Source organism: Nocardioides marmorisolisilvae (assembly GCF_031656915.1).
GTDB lineage: Bacteria > Actinomycetota > Actinomycetes > Propionibacteriales > Nocardioidaceae > Marmoricola > Marmoricola terrisoli.
The window spans coordinates 1,616,658-1,632,675 of sequence record NZ_CP134227.1 but is presented as its reverse complement, the minus strand read 5'-3'; the positions used below and the strand labels follow the sequence as shown (position 1 = coordinate 1,632,675).

The 16,018-nt window shown below is 70.9% G+C and carries 13 protein-coding genes; 9 read left to right on the top strand and 4 right to left on the bottom strand.

The genetic code is table 11. The features are described 5' to 3' along the window. Positions 1 to 16 precede the first annotated feature (16 nt). Genes purH through Q9R13_RS07750 form a run of 3 tightly spaced genes read left to right on the top strand, consistent with a single transcriptional unit; the run spans position 17 to position 2,865 of the window. On the top strand, positions 17 to 1,609 hold the full coding sequence (gene purH, locus Q9R13_RS07760) for a bifunctional phosphoribosylaminoimidazolecarboxamide formyltransferase/IMP cyclohydrolase (protein WP_310964505.1): 1,593 nt from the start codon (positions 17 to 19) through the stop codon (positions 1,607 to 1,609). Between the two features lie 18 nt (positions 1,610 to 1,627). Beyond that, positions 1,628 to 2,473, top strand: coding sequence for a bifunctional methylenetetrahydrofolate dehydrogenase/methenyltetrahydrofolate cyclohydrolase (locus Q9R13_RS07755; RefSeq protein ID WP_310964504.1), 846 nt, complete (start codon positions 1,628 to 1,630; stop codon positions 2,471 to 2,473). A 2-nt stretch (positions 2,474 to 2,475) separates the two neighbouring features. Next, complete coding sequence (locus tag Q9R13_RS07750; protein WP_310964503.1) at positions 2,476 to 2,865, top strand: DUF3017 domain-containing protein; 390 nt, start codon at positions 2,476 to 2,478, stop codon at positions 2,863 to 2,865. 18 nt (positions 2,866 to 2,883) lie between these two features. On the opposite strand, the gene Q9R13_RS07745 is transcribed toward Q9R13_RS07750, so the two are convergent. Beyond that, positions 2,884 to 3,873, bottom strand: coding sequence for a malate dehydrogenase (locus Q9R13_RS07745; protein WP_310964502.1), 990 nt, complete (start codon positions 3,871 to 3,873; stop codon positions 2,884 to 2,886). A gap of 177 nt (positions 3,874 to 4,050) precedes the next feature. Here Q9R13_RS07745 and Q9R13_RS20350 point away from each other — a divergent pair, with 177 nt between their 5' ends. The 5 genes from Q9R13_RS20350 (at position 4,051) to Q9R13_RS07720 (ending at position 12,055) form a co-directional block, all read left to right on the top strand. Then, positions 4,051 to 4,671 (top strand): Fur family transcriptional regulator, encoded by a 621-nt coding sequence (locus tag Q9R13_RS20350; protein ID WP_310964501.1) that lies wholly within the window; start codon positions 4,051 to 4,053, stop codon positions 4,669 to 4,671. Next, positions 4,664 to 6,850, top strand: coding sequence for a catalase/peroxidase HPI (gene katG, locus Q9R13_RS07735; protein WP_310964500.1), 2,187 nt, complete (start codon positions 4,664 to 4,666; stop codon positions 6,848 to 6,850). Before Q9R13_RS20350 ends, katG begins: the two co-directional genes overlap by 8 nt. Positions 6,851 to 6,995: 145 nt before the next feature. After that, positions 6,996 to 9,224: an NADP-dependent isocitrate dehydrogenase gene (locus Q9R13_RS07730; protein WP_310964498.1), complete on the top strand. Its 2,229-nt coding sequence runs from the start codon at positions 6,996 to 6,998 to the stop codon at positions 9,222 to 9,224. Between the two features lie 49 nt (positions 9,225 to 9,273). Next, positions 9,274 to 10,518 (top strand): MFS transporter, encoded by a 1,245-nt coding sequence (locus Q9R13_RS07725; RefSeq protein WP_310964497.1) that lies wholly within the window; start codon positions 9,274 to 9,276, stop codon positions 10,516 to 10,518. A 31-nt stretch (positions 10,519 to 10,549) separates the two neighbouring features. Beyond that, positions 10,550 to 12,055: a cellulase family glycosylhydrolase gene (locus tag Q9R13_RS07720; protein WP_310964496.1), complete on the top strand. Its 1,506-nt coding sequence runs from the start codon at positions 10,550 to 10,552 to the stop codon at positions 12,053 to 12,055. On the opposite strand, the gene Q9R13_RS07715 is transcribed toward Q9R13_RS07720, so the two are convergent. From Q9R13_RS07715 to Q9R13_RS07705, 3 genes are all read right to left on the bottom strand, one after another. After that, the gene (locus tag Q9R13_RS07715) at positions 12,042 to 13,166 is read right to left on the bottom strand and encodes a GNAT family N-acetyltransferase (protein WP_310964495.1); all 1,125 of its coding nucleotides are present in this window, start codon (positions 13,164 to 13,166) and stop codon (positions 12,042 to 12,044) included. The two genes, Q9R13_RS07720 and Q9R13_RS07715, sit on opposite strands and share 14 nt — an antisense overlap. 72 nt (positions 13,167 to 13,238) lie before the next feature. Further along, positions 13,239 to 14,384: a beta propeller repeat protein gene (locus Q9R13_RS07710; RefSeq protein ID WP_310964494.1), complete on the bottom strand. Its 1,146-nt coding sequence runs from the start codon at positions 14,382 to 14,384 to the stop codon at positions 13,239 to 13,241. Beyond that, positions 14,377 to 14,871 carry an RNA polymerase sigma factor gene (locus Q9R13_RS07705; protein WP_310964493.1) on the bottom strand — a complete coding sequence of 165 codons (495 nt, stop codon included), beginning with the start codon at positions 14,869 to 14,871 and terminating at the stop codon, positions 14,377 to 14,379. Before Q9R13_RS07705 ends, Q9R13_RS07710 begins: the two co-directional genes overlap by 8 nt. Before the next feature lie 98 nt (positions 14,872 to 14,969). Here Q9R13_RS07705 and trpS point away from each other — a divergent pair, with 98 nt between their 5' ends. Next, entirely contained in the window at positions 14,970 to 16,010 is a 1,041-nt protein-coding gene (gene trpS / locus Q9R13_RS07700; RefSeq protein WP_310964492.1) for a tryptophan--tRNA ligase, read from the top strand. Positions 16,011 to 16,018: the final 8 nt, after the last annotated feature.

The following is a 16,018-nucleotide window of genomic DNA, read 5'->3' as shown; positions in this document are numbered from 1 at the left end:
GGTGAGGAGTGCACCCATGACCGACCCCACGAACGCCGAGCACAGGATCCCGATCAGGCGCGCCCTGGTCTCGGTCTACGACAAGAGCGGGCTCGAGGAGCTCGTCCGTGGCCTGCACGAGGCCGGCGTGGAGATGGTCTCCACCGGCGGCTCCGCCGCGCTGATCGCCGGCGCCGGGCTACCGGTGACCCGTGTCGAGGACCTCACCGGCTTTCCCGAGTGCCTCGACGGACGGGTCAAGACGCTGCACCCGAAGGTGCACGCGGGCATCCTCGCCGACCGGCGCCTGGACAGTCACGTCCAGCAGCTCGCCGACCTGGGCATCGAGCCCTTCGACCTCGTGGTCTCGAACCTCTACCCGTTCCGCGACACCGTGCAGTCCGGCGCGAGCGCCGATGAGTGCGTCGAGCAGATCGACATCGGCGGCCCCTCGATGGTGCGTGCCGCCGCGAAGAACCACCCCTCTGTCGCGATCGTCACCTCGCCCACGCGCTACCCCGACGTGCTGGCCGCGGTCGCTGCCGGCGGCTTCACCCTCGAGCAGCGCAAGCGGCTTGCCGCCGAGGCGTTCGCGCACACCGCGTCGTACGACGTGGCCGTCGCGTCCTGGATGGGCAGCGTGCTCGCCGACACCAGCGACGGGTCGAGCTTCCCGGCCTGGGTGGGTGCGGCCTATGAGAAGAAGGCGACCCTTCGCTACGGCGAGAACGCCCACCAGTCGGCCGCGCTCTACGTGAGTCCGGACGGTGATGACTCCCTCGCCACGGCCGAGCAGCTGCACGGCAAGGAGATGTCCTACAACAACTACCAGGACACCGACGCGGCGCTGCGGGCGGCGTACGACCACGGTGACCAGCCCTGCGTCGCGATCATCAAGCACGCCAACCCGTGCGGCATCGCGGTCGGCTCAGATGTCGTCGACGCCTATGTGAAGGCGAACGCCTGCGACCCGACCTCCGCCTTCGGCGGAGTGATCGCCGTCAACACCTCGGTGTCGCTGGCCATGGTCACGGCCATGGAGGAGACGTTCACCGAGGCGATCGTGGCGCCGGCGTACGACGAGGGCGTGGTCGAGGCCCTGCAGTCGTTGCCTCGCGGCGGAAAGAACATCCGGATCCTGCGCACCAGCGGCCACGGCGGCCGAGGGGTGGAGTTCAAGCAGATCTGCGGCGGCCTGCTGATGCAGCAGGCCGATCGGTTCCAGGCGGACGGCGATGACCCGGCGAACTGGACACTCGCGACCGGTAAGCCGGCCGACGAGGCGACGCTGGCCGACCTCGCGTTCGCCTGGCGGGCCGTGCGAGCGGTGAAGTCCAACGCGATCCTGCTCGCCTCGGGCGGCGCCTCCGTGGGCGTCGGCATGGGTCAGGTCAACCGCGTCGACTCCTGCAAGCTCGCTGTCGAACGGGCGGGGGACCGCGCCGTCGGCTCGGTCGCCGCCTCCGATGCATTCTTCCCCTTCGAGGACGGGCCCCAGGTGCTCCTCGACGCCGGTGTGCGGGCGATCGTGCAACCCGGCGGCTCAGTCCGTGACAATCTGACCGTCGAGGCCTGCGAGAGGGCCGGCGTGACGATGTACCTCACCGGCACGCGGCACTTCTTCCACTGAGCGCAAGGGAGCAACCTCATGACCGCACAGATCCTCGACGGCACGGCCACCCTGCGCACCATCAAGGCGGAGCTGGCTGAGCGCGTCGCCAAGCTCAAGGAGCAGGGCGTCACCCCCGGGCTCGGCACGGTCCTGGTCGGCGACGATCCGGGCTCGCGCTGGTACGTCGGCGCCAAGCACAAGGACTGCGCCTCGATCGGCATCACCTCGATCCGGCGTGACCTCCCGGCCACCGCGACCCAGGCCGAGGTGGAGGCGGTGATCGACGAGCTCAACGCGGACCCCGCCTGCACCGGCTTCCTGGTGCAGCAGCCCACCGGGCTGGACGAGTTCGCGCTGCTGTCGCGGGTCGACCCCGACAAGGATGTCGACGGACTGCACCCGGTCAACCTGGGCAAGCTGGTTCTCGGCCAGTCGGGGCCGCTGCCGTGCACGCCCGTCGGCGTGATCGAGCTGCTCCGCCGGCACGGTGTGGAGATCGCCGGCGCGGAGGTCGTGGTGGTGGGCCGCGGGCTCACCGTGGGGCGGCCGCTCGGGCTGCTGCTGACCCGGCGCAGCGAGAACGCCACGGTGACGCTGTGCCACACCGGGACCCGCGACCTGGCAGCGCACACCCGATCGGCCGACATCATCGTCGCCGCGGCCGGCGTACCCGGGATCATCAGCGCGTCGATGGTCAAGCCCGGCGCGGCGGTGCTCGACGTCGGTGTCTCGCGTGTCGACGGCAAGATCGCCGGCGACGTGGCCGACGAGGTGCACGACGTGGCGGGCTGGGTGTCGCCGAACCCGGGCGGGGTCGGCCCGATGACCCGCGCGATGCTGCTGTCCAACGTGGTGCGCTCCGCCGAGCAGGCGGCTGGCTGACGGTGCCAGCCCAGCCCGATCCTGCCCAGCCCGATCCTGCCCAGCCCGATCCAGCCCAGCCGGCGCCCGGCACCCCCGTCCCGGGGGTGCCCGGGCCGGTGCCGGAGCCCGCGCCGAGACGTCGGCCGTCGACGTGGGGCGGCGCGGTCTACCTCGCGGTGCTCGCGATCTGCCTGGCCGGACTCGGCGTGGTCGCCTTCGGCCCATGGCGCAACGGCGTCGTCGTGGTGGGGGCCGGCCTGCTGCTCGGCGCGGTGGCGCGGCTGGTGCTCAGCGACCTCAACGGGGGGATGCTCCGGGTGCGCAGCAAGTGGTTCGACGTGGCCGCCCTGGCCGCCGTCGGTGTGCTGGCGATCATCCTCGCGGTGAACATCCCCAACCAGCCCCGCTGACCCGGGGCTGGCCCGGGGTCAGATGAGGCCCAGCTCGGTGACCGCGCTGCGCTCGTCGGCGAGCTCGGCGGTCGACGCGTCGATCCGGGCGCGGGAGAAGTCGTCGATCTCGAGACCTTGGACGATCGCCCAGTCGCCGTTGCTGGTGGTGACCGGGAACGACGACACCAGACCCTCGGGGACGCCGTACGACCCGTCGGACTTGACCGCCATCGAGACCCAGTCGCCCTCGGCCGAGCCGGTCAGCCAGTCCCGGGCGGCGTCGATGGTCGCCGAGGCGGCCGACGCTGCTGAGGACGAGCCACGCGCGTCGATGATCGCGGCGCCGCGCTTGGCCACGGTCGGGATGAAGTCGTTCTCGATCCACCCCTGGTCACCGACGACCTCGGCAGCGTTGCGGCCGCCGACCTCGGCGTGGAACACGTCGGGGTACTGGGTGGCGGAGTGGTTGCCCCAGATCGTCATCTTCTTGATCTCGGTGACCGCGGCGCCGGTCTTCGCGGCGAGCTGCGAGATCGCCCGGTTGTGGTCGAGCCGGGTGAGCGCCGAGAACCGCTCGTCAGGGATGTCGGGGGCGTTGGTCATCGCGATCAGGGCGTTGGTGTTGGCCGGGTTGCCGGTCACCCCGATGCGCACGTCGTCGGCCGCGACCTTGTTCAGCGCCTTGCCCTGGGCGGTGAAGATCGCGCCGTTGGCCTCGAGCAGGTCGCCGCGCTCCATGCCCGGACCGCGCGGGCGGGCGCCGACGAGCAGAGCGAGGTTCACGCCGTCGAAGATCTTCTCGGGGTCGTCGCCGGTCTGCACGCCCGCGAGCGTGGGGAAGGCGCAGTCGTCGAGCTCCATGACGACGCCTTCGAGCGCCTTCAGGGCCGGGGTGATCTCGAGCAGACGCAGCTCGATCGGGCGGTCCGGCCCGAGCAAGGCGCCGCTGGCGAGGCGGAAGAGCAGGCTGTAGCCGATCTGGCCGGCGGCGCCGGTGACGGCGACCTTGAGGGGAGTGGTGGACACGTGCGCTCCTGACTGCTGACGACGACTTCGCAACGACGATGTCCCGTGGCCGCGAGGACGCGCGCCGGGGGACGGCTCGACGTTAGCGCAGCGCCCGCGGCACGGCGTACCGGGTCTGGCGGCTGGACTCGAACCAGCATCTTGAATGATTCCAGAAAGGGTGATTGAGTCGGTGTCGTGACCACCGAGCCGGCAGCCCTGCTCCGCGGGGCCGGCCTGCGCGTCACCGGACCGCGGGTCGCGGTGCTGACCGGCCTGGCCGACCATCCGCACTCCGACGCCGACCGGCTCGGCGAGCTGGCGCGGCTCAGCCTGGGCCGGATCTCCACCCAGGCCGTGTACGACGTGCTGCGCGCGCTCACCGGCGCGGGACTGGTCCGCCGGATCGAGCCGGCGGGCTCGGCGGCGCTCTACGAGCTCCGGGTCGGCGACAACCATCACCACGTCGTGTGCCGCAGCTGTGGCACCGTGGCCGACGTCGACTGCGCCGTCGGCGAGCGTCCGTGCCTGGATGCCTCCGAGACCCATGGCTTCGTCATCGACGAGGCCGAGGTCGTGTACTGGGGGACCTGCCCCGACTGCATCACCGAGGGTGCGGATCCGCGGAGCCCCGCGGTCAACGGCCCGGAGACCAGCCGGCCAGAGACGCACCAGCCAGCAACGATCCAGCCAGCAACGAACCACCCAGCAACGAACCACCCAGCAACGAACCACCCAGCAACCAACCACCCAGCAACGAACAGCGACCCCGACCTCGGGGCGCGAGCAGCGAGACAGGAGAGCAACCGACGTGTCTGAGCACGGCAGCGAGAGCGAGAACCCGGTCATTGCGTCACCCGAGCCGAAGCGGAGGCGACCGAGCAGCAACCGCGACTGGTGGCCCAACCAGCTGCCGCTGCAGGTGCTGCGCCAGCACTCTGAGCGGTCCAACCCGCTGGGGGAGTACGACTATCGCGAGGAGTTCAAGAAGGTCGATCTGGACGAGCTGCGGCGCGACATCGTCGAGGTGCTGACCACCTCGCAGGACTGGTGGCCGGCCGACTTCGGTCACTACGGCGGCCTGATCATCCGGATGAGCTGGCACTCGGCAGGCACCTACCGGATCGCCGACGGGCGCGGTGGCGCCGGCGACGGCTCGCAGCGGTTCGCGCCGCTGAACAGCTGGCCCGACAATGCCAACCTCGACAAGGGTCGGCGGCTGCTCTGGCCGATCAAGCAGAAGTACGGCAGGTCGCTCTCCTGGGCGGATCTGCTCGTCTTCGCGGGCAACGTGGCCATGGAGTCGATGGGGTTCAAGACCTTCGGCTTCGCGTTCGGGCGTGAGGACATCTGGGAGCCCGAGGAGATCTTCTGGGGTCCCGAGGACAGCTGGCTCGGCGACGAGCGCTACAGCGGTGACCGCGAGCTGGCCAACCCGCTCGGCGCGGTTCAGATGGGCCTGATCTACGTCAACCCCGAAGGCCCCAACGGCAACCCCGACCCGATCGCTGCGGCGCGTGACATCCGGGAGACGTTCCGCCGGATGGCGATGAACGACGAGGAGACCTTCGCGCTGATCGCCGGCGGGCACACGTTCGGCAAGACGCACGGCGCGGGGCCGGCCGACCACGTCGGTCCCGAGCCCGAGGCCGCTCCGATCGAGCAGCAGGGACTCGGCTGGAAGAGCACGTACGGCAGCGGCAAGGGCGCCGACACGATCACCAGCGGCCTCGAGGTGACCTGGACCGACACCCCCACGCAGTGGGACAACCGGTTCCTGGAGATCCTCTTCGGCAACGAGTGGGAGCTCACCGACAGCCCGGCCGGCGCGAAGCAGTGGGTCGCCAAGGAGGGCGGCGACACCACGCCCGATCCGTTCGACCCCGACAAGCGACGCCGAGCGACGATGCTCACCACCGACCTGTCGCTTCGGATGGACCCGGAGTACGAGAAGATCGGCCGGCGCTTCTTGGCGCATCCCGACGAGTTCGCAGAGGCCTTCGCCAAGGCCTGGTACAAGCTGCTGCACCGTGACATGGGCCCGGTCTCCCGCTACCTCGGCCCGTGGGTTCCCGAGCCGCAGATCTGGCAGGACCCGGTCCCGGCCGTCGACCATGAGCTCGTCGGTGACGACGACATCGCCGCGCTGAAGGCGAAGCTGCTCGACTCGGGCCTGAGCGTCGGCCAGCTGGCCGCGACCGCATGGAAGGCCGCGGTGACCTACCGCGACACCGACAAGCGCGGGGGTGCCAACGGTGCCCGGATCCGCCTCGAGCCGCAGCGCAGCTGGGAGGGCAACGAGCCCGCCGAGCTGGCCACCGTGCTGGAGAGGCTCGAGCAGGTGCAGCAGGAGTTCAACGCCGCCCAGAGCAACGACAAGCGGGTGTCGCTGGCCGACCTGATCGTGCTCGGCGGCTGTGCGGCCGTCGAGAAGGCGGCGAGGGACGCCGGCGTCGACGTCACGGTGCCGTTCCGCGCGGGGCGCACCGACGCGACCGCGGAGCAGACCGACGTCGAGTCGTTCTCCGTGCTCGAGCCGCGTGCCGACGGCTTCCGCAACTACCTGGCGGCGGGGGAGAAGCTGCAGCCCGAGATGCTGCTGGTCGACCGTGCGAACCTGCTGCGGCTCACGCCTGCGGAGATGACCGTGCTCGTGGGTGGCATGCGCGTGCTGGGCACGAACAACGGCGGGACGAAGCACGGCGTGCTGACCGACCGGCCCGGGGTCCTCAGCAACGACTTCTTCGCCACCCTGCTCGCCCCGGGCGCGGAGTGGAAGGCCTCGCAGGACCAGGAGAACGTCTACGAGATCCGGGACCTGGCCAGCGGCGACCTGCGCGGCACCGCCACCGCGGTCGACCTGGTGTTCGGCTCCAACTCCGAGCTGCGTGCGATCTCCGAGGTGTACGGCGCCACCGACTCCCAGGAGAAGTTCGTGAAGGACTTCGTCGCGGCGTGGACCAAGGTGATGGAGCGCGACCGGTTCGACCTGCACTGATCCGCCCTCGATCCCCTTCCGGGGCCGGCCTCGCGCGCAGGGGCCGGCCTCGGGCAGGATGGCACCAGACCCGGGTCGCACCGGTCCGGTGCCCGGGAGATATCTTGAGATCAAGACATTCACGGCGCGAGAAGAGGAACAACCGGTGGCGGACTCGACGATCATCTACACCCTGACGGACGAGGCGCCGCTGTTGGCGACGTACTCCTTCCTGCCGATCGTCGAGGCGTACGCCGGCAGCGCCGGCGTCTCGGTGGAGACCCGGGACATCTCGCTGGCCGGCCGGATCCTGGCCAGCTTCCCCGACCGGCTCACCGAGGAGCAGCGTCGAGCCGGTGCCGGGACGGACGCCCTGGCCGAGCTCGGCGCGCTCGCCGAGCGGCCCGAGGCCAACATCATCAAGCTGCCCAACATCAGCGCATCGATCCCGCAGCTCAAGGCGGCGGTCAAGGAGCTCCAGGCGCAGGGCTTCGACCTGCCCGACTATCCGGAGAGCCCGGGCAGCGACGAGGAGCGCACGGTCCGCGCGGCCTACGACAAGGTCAAGGGCAGCGCGGTCAACCCGGTCCTGCGGCAGGGGAACTCCGACCGCCGCGCACCGGACGCGGTGAAGGGCTACGCCCGCAAGCACCCGCACTCGATGGGCGCGTGGAGCGCTGACTCGCGAACCAACGTCGCCACGATGGGCGGGCACGACTTCCGCTCCAACGAGAAGTCGGTCGTCCTCGAGGCGGCAGACACCCTGCGGATCGAGCTCGAGGCCGCAGACGGCACCACCACCGTGCTCAAGGACGGCATCGGTGTGCTGGCCGGCGAGGTGGTCGACGCCACCGTGATGCAGGCGGCCCCCCTCGAGGCGTTCCTGCGCAACGCGATCGCCCGCGCGAGCGCCGAGGGCGTCCTCTTCTCGGTGCACCTCAAGGCGACCATGATGAAGGTCTCCGACCCGATCATCTTCGGCCACGTGGTGAAGGCGTTCTTCCCGGACGTCTTCGCGAGGCACGGCGCCGACCTGGCCGCGGCAGGGCTCAGCCCGAACGACGGCCTGGGATCCATCCTCGCCGGCCTGGACTCCCTGGCCAACGGCGCGGAGATCAAGGCGGCGTTCGACGCCGCGATCGCGGCCGGTCCCGAGCTGGCCATGGTCGACTCGGACAAGGGCATCACCAACCTGCACGTCCCCTCCGACGTGATCGTGGACGCGTCGATGCCCGCGATGATCCGCACCTCCGGCCACATGTGGGGCCCCGACGGCGCCGAGCACGACACCCTCGCGGTGATCCCGGACTCCAGCTACGCCGGCGTCTACCAGACGGTCATCGACGACTGTCGCAAGAACGGCGCACTGGACCCGGCGACGATCGGGTCGGTGCCCAACGTCGGGCTGATGGCGCAGGCAGCCGAGGAGTACGGCTCGCACGACAAGACCTTCGAGATCCCCGTCGCAGGCACCGTGCGGGTGCTCAACGCAGCCGGCGAGGTGCTGATCGAGCACGACGTCGAGGCGGGTGACGTCTGGCGCGCCTGCCAGACCAAGGACGTCCCGATCCAGGACTGGGTCAAGCTCGCGGTCACTCGCGCACGAGCCACCGGCGACCCGGCCGTGTTCTGGCTCGACGAGAGCCGGGCCCACGATGCCGAGCTGATCGCGAAGGTGAAGGCCTACCTCCCCGACCACGACACCTCGGGGCTGGACATCAAGATCCTCAGCCCGGAGCTGGCCACGGCCTACTCCCTGGAGCGGATCCGCAAGGGCGAGAACACCATCTCGGTGACCGGCAACGTGCTGCGCGACTACCTGACCGACCTCTTCCCGATCCTCGAGCTCGGCACCTCGGCCAAGATGCTCTCGGTGGTGCCGCTGATCGCCGGGGGCGGCCTGTTCGAGACCGGCGCCGGCGGCTCGGCGCCCAAGCACGTCCAGCAGCTGGTCAAGGAGGACTACCTGCGCTGGGACAGCCTCGGCGAGTTCCTCGCGCTCGCGGAGAGCTTCGCGAAGTACGCCGAGGCGACCGGCAACGCCCGCGCCAAGGTGCTCGGCGACACGCTCGGTCGGGCGACGGCGACGTTCCTCGACGAGAACCGCTCGCCGGGGCGCAAGCTCGGCACCACCGACAACCGCGGCAGCCACTTCTACCTGGCGCTCTTCTGGGCCGAGGAGCTGGCATCGCAGGACGACGACGCCGATCTGGCCTCGGCGTTCACGGACGTGGCCACGAAGCTGCGCGACAACGCCGCTGCCATCGCCGATGAGCTGGTCGCCGTCCAGGGATCGCCCGTGGACATCGGCGGCTACTACCGCCCCGATGCGGAGAAGACCGCCGCGGTGATGCGTCCGTCGAAGACCTTCAACGACATCCTGGCCGCCCTGTGAGGACCGCACCCTGAGGACTGGCCGTCGTCGCAGCACGGTTGCCGATGAGGTGACCACACCGTCGAGCCCGCGCCCTCACGCGCCTCGTTCCACCGCGGCGTCGAGTGACGGATCCGGCACCCCGCCGTGCGCCCACTTCGGGGCGGCCGTTCTCGCGCTCGCCACCGGCGGCTTCGCGATCGGCACCACCGAGTTCGTGTCGATGGGACTGCTGCCGCAGATCGCGCACGGAGTGCACGAGTCGATCCCGACGACCGGCCACGCGATCTCGGCGTACGCCCTCGGTGTGGTGATCGGCGCCCCGGTACTGGCGTACTTCGGCGCCCGACTGCCGCGGCGCGGGCTGCTGATCGCGCTGATGGTCGCCTTCGTGGTCGGCAACGCCGCCAGCGCCCTGGCGTCGAGCTACGGACTGCTGCTCATCGCCCGGTTCTTCTCCGGGGTGCCGCACGGAGCGTACTTCGGAGTCGCCTCCCTGGTGGCCGCATCCCTGGCCGCCCCGGGGCGCAAGGGCCGGGCGGTCGCGCTGGTGATGCTCGGGCTCTCGGTGGCCAACGTGTTCGGTGTCCCGGCCGGGACCTGGCTCGGTCAGGACCTGAGCTGGCGCGCGGCCTACGTCCTGGTCGCGGCCCTGGGCCTGCTGACCATCGTCCTGGTCCGCGCGTTCATCCCGGCGATGCCCGCAGACCGTCACGCGACCGGACGCCGCGAGCTCGGGCTCTTCGCCGAACCCCAGGTCTGGCTCACCCTGCTCATCGGCGCAGTCGGGTTCGGCGGGATGTTCGCCGTCTATACCTACATCGCCCCGACCGTGACCCGGGTCGGCGGCCTCTCGGAGTCGGTGGTCCCGGTCTTCACGCTGTCCTTCGGGCTGGGGATGGTGTTCGGCACCTGGGTGGCCGGCGAGCTTGCCGACTGGTCGATCATGCGGTCGCTGGCGATCGGGTCGGCCGGGATGGGCCTGGTGCTGCTGGTCTTCTGGGCGGTCGCGCCGTACGGCTGGTGGGCGCTGCCGGTCACCTTCGCGATCACCACCCTCGGGTCGGTGCTCGTGGTCAACCTGCAGCTGCGGCTGATGCACGTCGCGGGGGAGGCCCAGACGCTCGGCGCCGCGCTCAACCACGCGTCACTGAACATCGCGAACGCGCTCGGCGCCTGGCTCGGGGGCATCGTGGTCAGCGCCAGCGGCGGCTACCGCGATCCCGCGCTGGTCGGGGTCGGCCTTTCGGTCGCGGGCCTCCTCGTCCTGCTCGCCTCCGCCCTGCTGCACCTACGCCGCGCGGTTGCCGCATAACCGGTCCGACGGCCGCGTCGTTGGGCGAGGCATGGGACGACGTGGTGCGCTGGCCGTGCTGGCCGGGTTGGTCGGGCTCGCGATGGTCGCCGCGCTGCAGGCGCAGGTGCAGGCCGAGACAGCCTCGACCTCGAGGTCGGCAGCGCGACCGCAGACCGCGGGCCGCTTCCTGGTGGACAGCCAAGGCCGAGCGTTGATCACCGCCGGGGTGAACATGGTCTACAAGCTCGCGCCGTACCGTCCGGACGCGGCCGGGTTCGGCGCCGACGACGCGGCGTTCCTTCAGCGCAACGGCTTCACCGCCGTCCGGCTGGGGCTGATCTGGAAGGCCGTGGAGCCGAGACCAGGGGAGTACGACGACGACTATCTCGCCCACATCCGGGCCACCGTGCGCACCTTGGCCAGACACGGCATCCGCAGCCTGCTGGACTTCCATCAGGACCTCTACAACGAGAGGTTCCAGGGCGAGGGCGCACCGGACTGGGCGGTCATCGACCAGGGCGTGCCGAACCAGCCGCAGGCAGGCTTCCCTGCGAACTACTTCCTCAACCCCGCGATGAACCGCGCCTACGACCACTTCTGGAACAACGCTGCGGCGCCGGACGGCGTCGGCCTGGTCGACCACTACGCCGCGGCCTGGCGGCACGTGGTCGCGTTCATGGCGACCACGCCCGGTCTGCTCGGCATCGATGTGTTCAACGAGCCGTGGCCCGGCACGGCGTACGCGACCTGCATCCCGCTCGGGTGTCGTTCGCTGGACGCCAAGGTGCAGCGGATGAGCCAGAAGGTGATCGACGCGGTGCACACGGTCCAACCGCGGCTGCCGGTGTTCTACGAGCCGACGTTGCTGTTCAACAGCGGGGTCAGCACGTTCGTCCGGCCGACCGGGGCCGACCTCGGGTTCTCCTTCCATGACTACTGCGTGTCGCACTCCCTGAAGGTGCAGCGCACCGACCTCACCGGAGCCGCGTGCAACGTGCTGAACAACCGGGTGTGGAACGGCATGGAGCGCCAGCTGCAGCTGACCGGGGCGACCCCGCTGCTCACGGAGTTCGGGGCCACCACCGACCAGACCGTGCTGGCAGACATGGTCAACCGCGCGGCCACCCACCGGGTCGGCTGGACCTACTGGGCCTACTGCGGTTGCGGCGACCCGACCACCTCGGGGCCGGGCGCGGAACAGGCACTGGTGCTGGATCCCGCCGAGCCGCCGTCGGGCGCCAATGTCGAGACCGACAAGCTCCGCGCCCTCGCGGTGCCACACCCGGTCGCGGTAGCGGGGACGCCGACGGCGTACTCCTTCGACCGGACGTCCTCGGTCTTCTCCGCGACCTGGTCGACCCGACGAGCCCTCGGGAACGGCCGCTTCTCGGCCGGAGCGCGGAGCACGATCGCCACCCCTGTCATCGAGTACCCCCGTGGCTACACCGCTCGTGTGGTCGGCGGCAGCGTCGTGTCCGCGCCGAACGCGCCGCGGCTCGCCGTCAGCCAGTCGCCGGGTGCCGCGACGGTGACGGTGACGGTCAGTCCGCGTTGAGATCCGCTGCGACGATGTCGTAGCGGACCGCGTCCGTAGGCGTGCCGGCGATGATCATCGCCGAGCGCTCGGTGGCCACCTCACGCATCCCGGCTCCGCGCAGGGCGCCGCGCGATGCGTGGTTGTCGACCGCGGCGATCGCATCCACCCGGGTCAGCCCCAGGCCGCCGTCCTCGAGGTCAATGAGGGCGTGCCGACAGGCGGCCCGGGTAGCGGTGCTGGCCACCCCGCGGCCGCGTGCGTCCGGATGCACCCAATAGCCCACCTCCGCCTGCCCGTCCTCGCGGTCGATGGAGAACAGGTTCAGCGCCCCCAGCATCAGGTCGGTGGCGGCGTCGGTGATCGCCCAGGTCACGACGTCCCCGCGGGCCGCGCCGGCGCGACGGCTCTCGATCCAGGCGCGGGCGTCGGCAGGACCGTAGGGGTCGGGCATGTGCCGCAGCCAGTGCCTGCTCACCGGGTCGGAGCAGGCCTCGACGATCCGCGGGACGTCGCGGTCCTCGGGAGCCCTCATCGTGAGACCGTCAAGGCGCAGCACCGGGGTGTCCAGCCAGGGACCGCGCGGCTTTCGGTCGTCGTCGCTCAGCAGGGTGCCGACCCAGGCGTCCCGCAGCTCGCCACGGTGCGGCAGCCAGCGCCGCACCACGCCCGGCACGATGTCGAACCCCACCCGCCACGCCAGCCGGCGCGAGGCCCAGTTGCCCTCGTTGGCCCACCAGATCACCGTGTGCAGGCCCTTCTCGGAGAACCCCCACTCCAGCAACAGCCGCAGCGCGCGCTCCATCGCACCGGTGCCCCGCACGTCGGGGTGCGAGCCGTAGGCTACCTCGGCCCGGGCCTCGCCCTCCCCGCCGTGGTGCGGGCGCAGGCTGATGGTGCCGGCGTACCGGCCGTCGTACTCGACGGCGAAGCCCCACTCCTGGTCGGTCGCCCAACCGCCGGGCATCGCGTGCCGGACGAACCGCCGGGCGTCGTCGAGGGTGTACGACGTCGGCACCGTCGTCCACTCCACGCTGAGCGGGTCGACGCACTGCTCGAAGCAGCGATCGATGTCGTCGTCGGTATGGCGGCGCAGAGTCACGCCGCCATCGGTGAGCACCGGAACCGTCATGGGCGCACCCTGCCAACCGAGGCGGCACGGGCGCAACGCGGTTTCACCGGTGGTCGTCCGGTGACCAGCGCCTCAACGCAGCGCCGCGGGCCACGGGTGCCAGCCAGAGTCATCGAACACGATCAGCCGTGGATGCTTCGCCGTGCCGATGCGCGCCACGACCTGGTCGCCGACACCCTGGAGCTCACCGGTTCGTCTCGGGGCGGCGACGCGCTCGAACCGTGTCCAGTTCGGCTCGGCGCTCCGGTACACCTCGCCGTCCGGAGTGGTGAGGTAGAGGGTTCCGCCGGATGTGGCGGCCATCGAGTCCACTGCGCCGAAGGGCAGCGCGCTTTTCGTGAGCATCGTCCAGGTGTCGCCTCCGTCCGCGGTCACGCCGAGGACTCCGACGGGGAGGATGGTCGCGCCGTCGAAGCTCGAGAGCGCGGCTGCGTGGCTGCCTGAGGCGACCACGTAGCCGGGCATCGTGCCCCGTGCCCCGCCGTGGGAGAGCACCACGTGGGTCCAGTGTCGGTCGCGGAATCGGGCGACCCAGACCTTCCCCGGCCCGGCGAAGGCCGGCAGCGCGTAGACGGTGCCGTCGACGTCCACGGTCGCCTCGGCCAGCGCGTCGGCACCCGGAGGCAGCGGCAGCTCCGCCACAGCCGCGGTGCGCGGATCGAGGAGCAGCAGACCCTTCGCGCTGCGCACGGTGACGTCACCGCGTGCCGGCACCAGCGAGCGGACATGGCGCAGCGGCCTTGCGGTCCCGTCGTTGTCGACCACGTCCCCCAGTCGGTCCCAGCTCGTCACCACGAACGCGTTGCCGGCGGCGTAGGCGAACGGCTCGGAGCCGTGGGCCAAGCCGGACCAGCTTCCCGCACGTGTCGTCAACCGCCATGCCGCCGCACAGTGCGCGTCACCGCGCGCACACCTCTGCCAGACCGTGAGCACGGAGCCGTCGGGCGCAGCGGCATAGCTCACCAGTGACCCGGTGCGCACGATCGCGGCGGTGCGAGCGTCCGGGCTCGGCGTCGGCGGGGTGATCGGTCGTGTCGTGGCGTGTCGCCCGGCCAGTGCCGAGCCGGCGGCGATCGCCACCACCGCGACCACGACCAACGTCAGCGTGGTCGCGACCCGGGTCCGGCGTCGGACCCGGGCGCGGGCCACCAGCGACTCGAACGGTGGCGGCTTCGTGGCCCGGGTGGCCGGGGTGACGAGGTCAGGGAAGTCAGGCACGGGGAGCCCCCTCGGGGTCGTCTGCGAGCAGGTCCGCCAGCGCGGCCCGGCCGCGCGACAGCCGTGCCTTGACGGTGCCGACCGGTACTCCCAGCGCCGAGGCGATGTCCGCGACCGGGAGGTCGGCGAGATGGTGCAGCGCGATCGCCTCGCGCTGCGCCGCGGGCAGGGCCTCGAGCGCGTGGAGCAGCGCCACCCGGTCGGGACCGAGGTCGGGGTGCTGGTCCGGGACGAGATCGGGAAGCAGGCCGGCAAAGCGTCGTACCCGCCGCCAGCGGCTCCGCGCGAGATTGACCGCGACGGTACGCAGCCAGGCCTCGGGGTTGTCGACGCGGGCAAAGCCGCGGCTGCGGCCGAGCGCCCGGACGAAGGCCTCTTGCACCACGTCCTCGGCCTCGGCGCGGCTGCCGGTGAAGGCGGTGAGCTGGCCGACGAGTCGGGGGTACGACGCGTCGTACAGATCGCGGAGCTGATCCTCGCCCGACATCGCACCTCCTCGCCTCACACTCTCACCTGTGCGACTCACCAGGGGCCGACCAGGTTGCATCGACCCACCGGCGTTGTGCGGCGCGGACGACTGAGAGAATGGCGGCCATGTCCACCACCCCTGCAGCCCTGCCGCGCGTGCTGTCCGGCATCCAGCCGACCAGTGACTCGTTCCACTTCGGCAACTACCTGGGTGCGCTGCGGCAGTGGGCCAGCCTGCAGGACGGGCACGAGGCGTTCTACTTCATCGCCGACCTGCACTCCCTGACGGTGCCGCAGGACCCCAAGGAGCTGCGCAAGCGGTTCGTGGCCTGCGCCGCGCAGCTGATCGCCAGCGGTGTCGACCCGGCGCGCTCCGCGATGTTCCTGCAGTCCCACGTGCCCGAGCATGCTGAGCTCGGATGGGTGCTGCAGTGCATCACCAGCTTCGGCGAGGCACGTCGGATGACCCAGTTCAAGGACAAGTCCGGCAAGGACGGGGAGGGCGCGGCCTCGGTCGGGCTGTTCGCCTACCCGATGCTGATGGCTGCCGACATCCTGCTCTACCGGCCGAAGTACGTCCCGGTGGGCGAGGACCAGCGCCAGCACCTCGAGCTGACTCGCGACCTCGCGCAGCGGTTCAACCACCGCTACAAGAAGACGTTCCCGCTGCCGGAGCCCTACATCCTCAAGAGCACCGGCAAGATCTACGACCTGCAGAACCCCACCGCGAAGATGTCGAAGTCGGCGTCGAGCGCCGCCGGGATCATCGACATGCTCGACGAGCCGTCGGTGTCGGCGAAGAAGATCCGCTCCGCGGTCACCGACTCCGGCTCCGAGGTTCGCTTCGATCCGGAGGAGAAGCCCGGCGTCTCCAACCTGCTCACGATCTACAGCTCGCTGTCCGGACGCACGGTGCCCGAGCTCGAGGACGCGTACGCCGGCCGCGGCTACGGCGACTTCAAGAAGGACCTCGCCGAGGTGGTCGTCGACTTCGTCACCCCTTTCCGCAGCCGGACCCTCGAGCTGCTCGATGACCGTGCCGAGTTGGAGGCCGTCCTCGAGCGCGGCTCTGCGCAGGCGCGCGAGGTGGCGAGCCGCACACTCTCCGACGTCTACGACCGTGTCGGGCTGATCCGGATCGGCTCGGGACGCGACTAGGCTGCGGT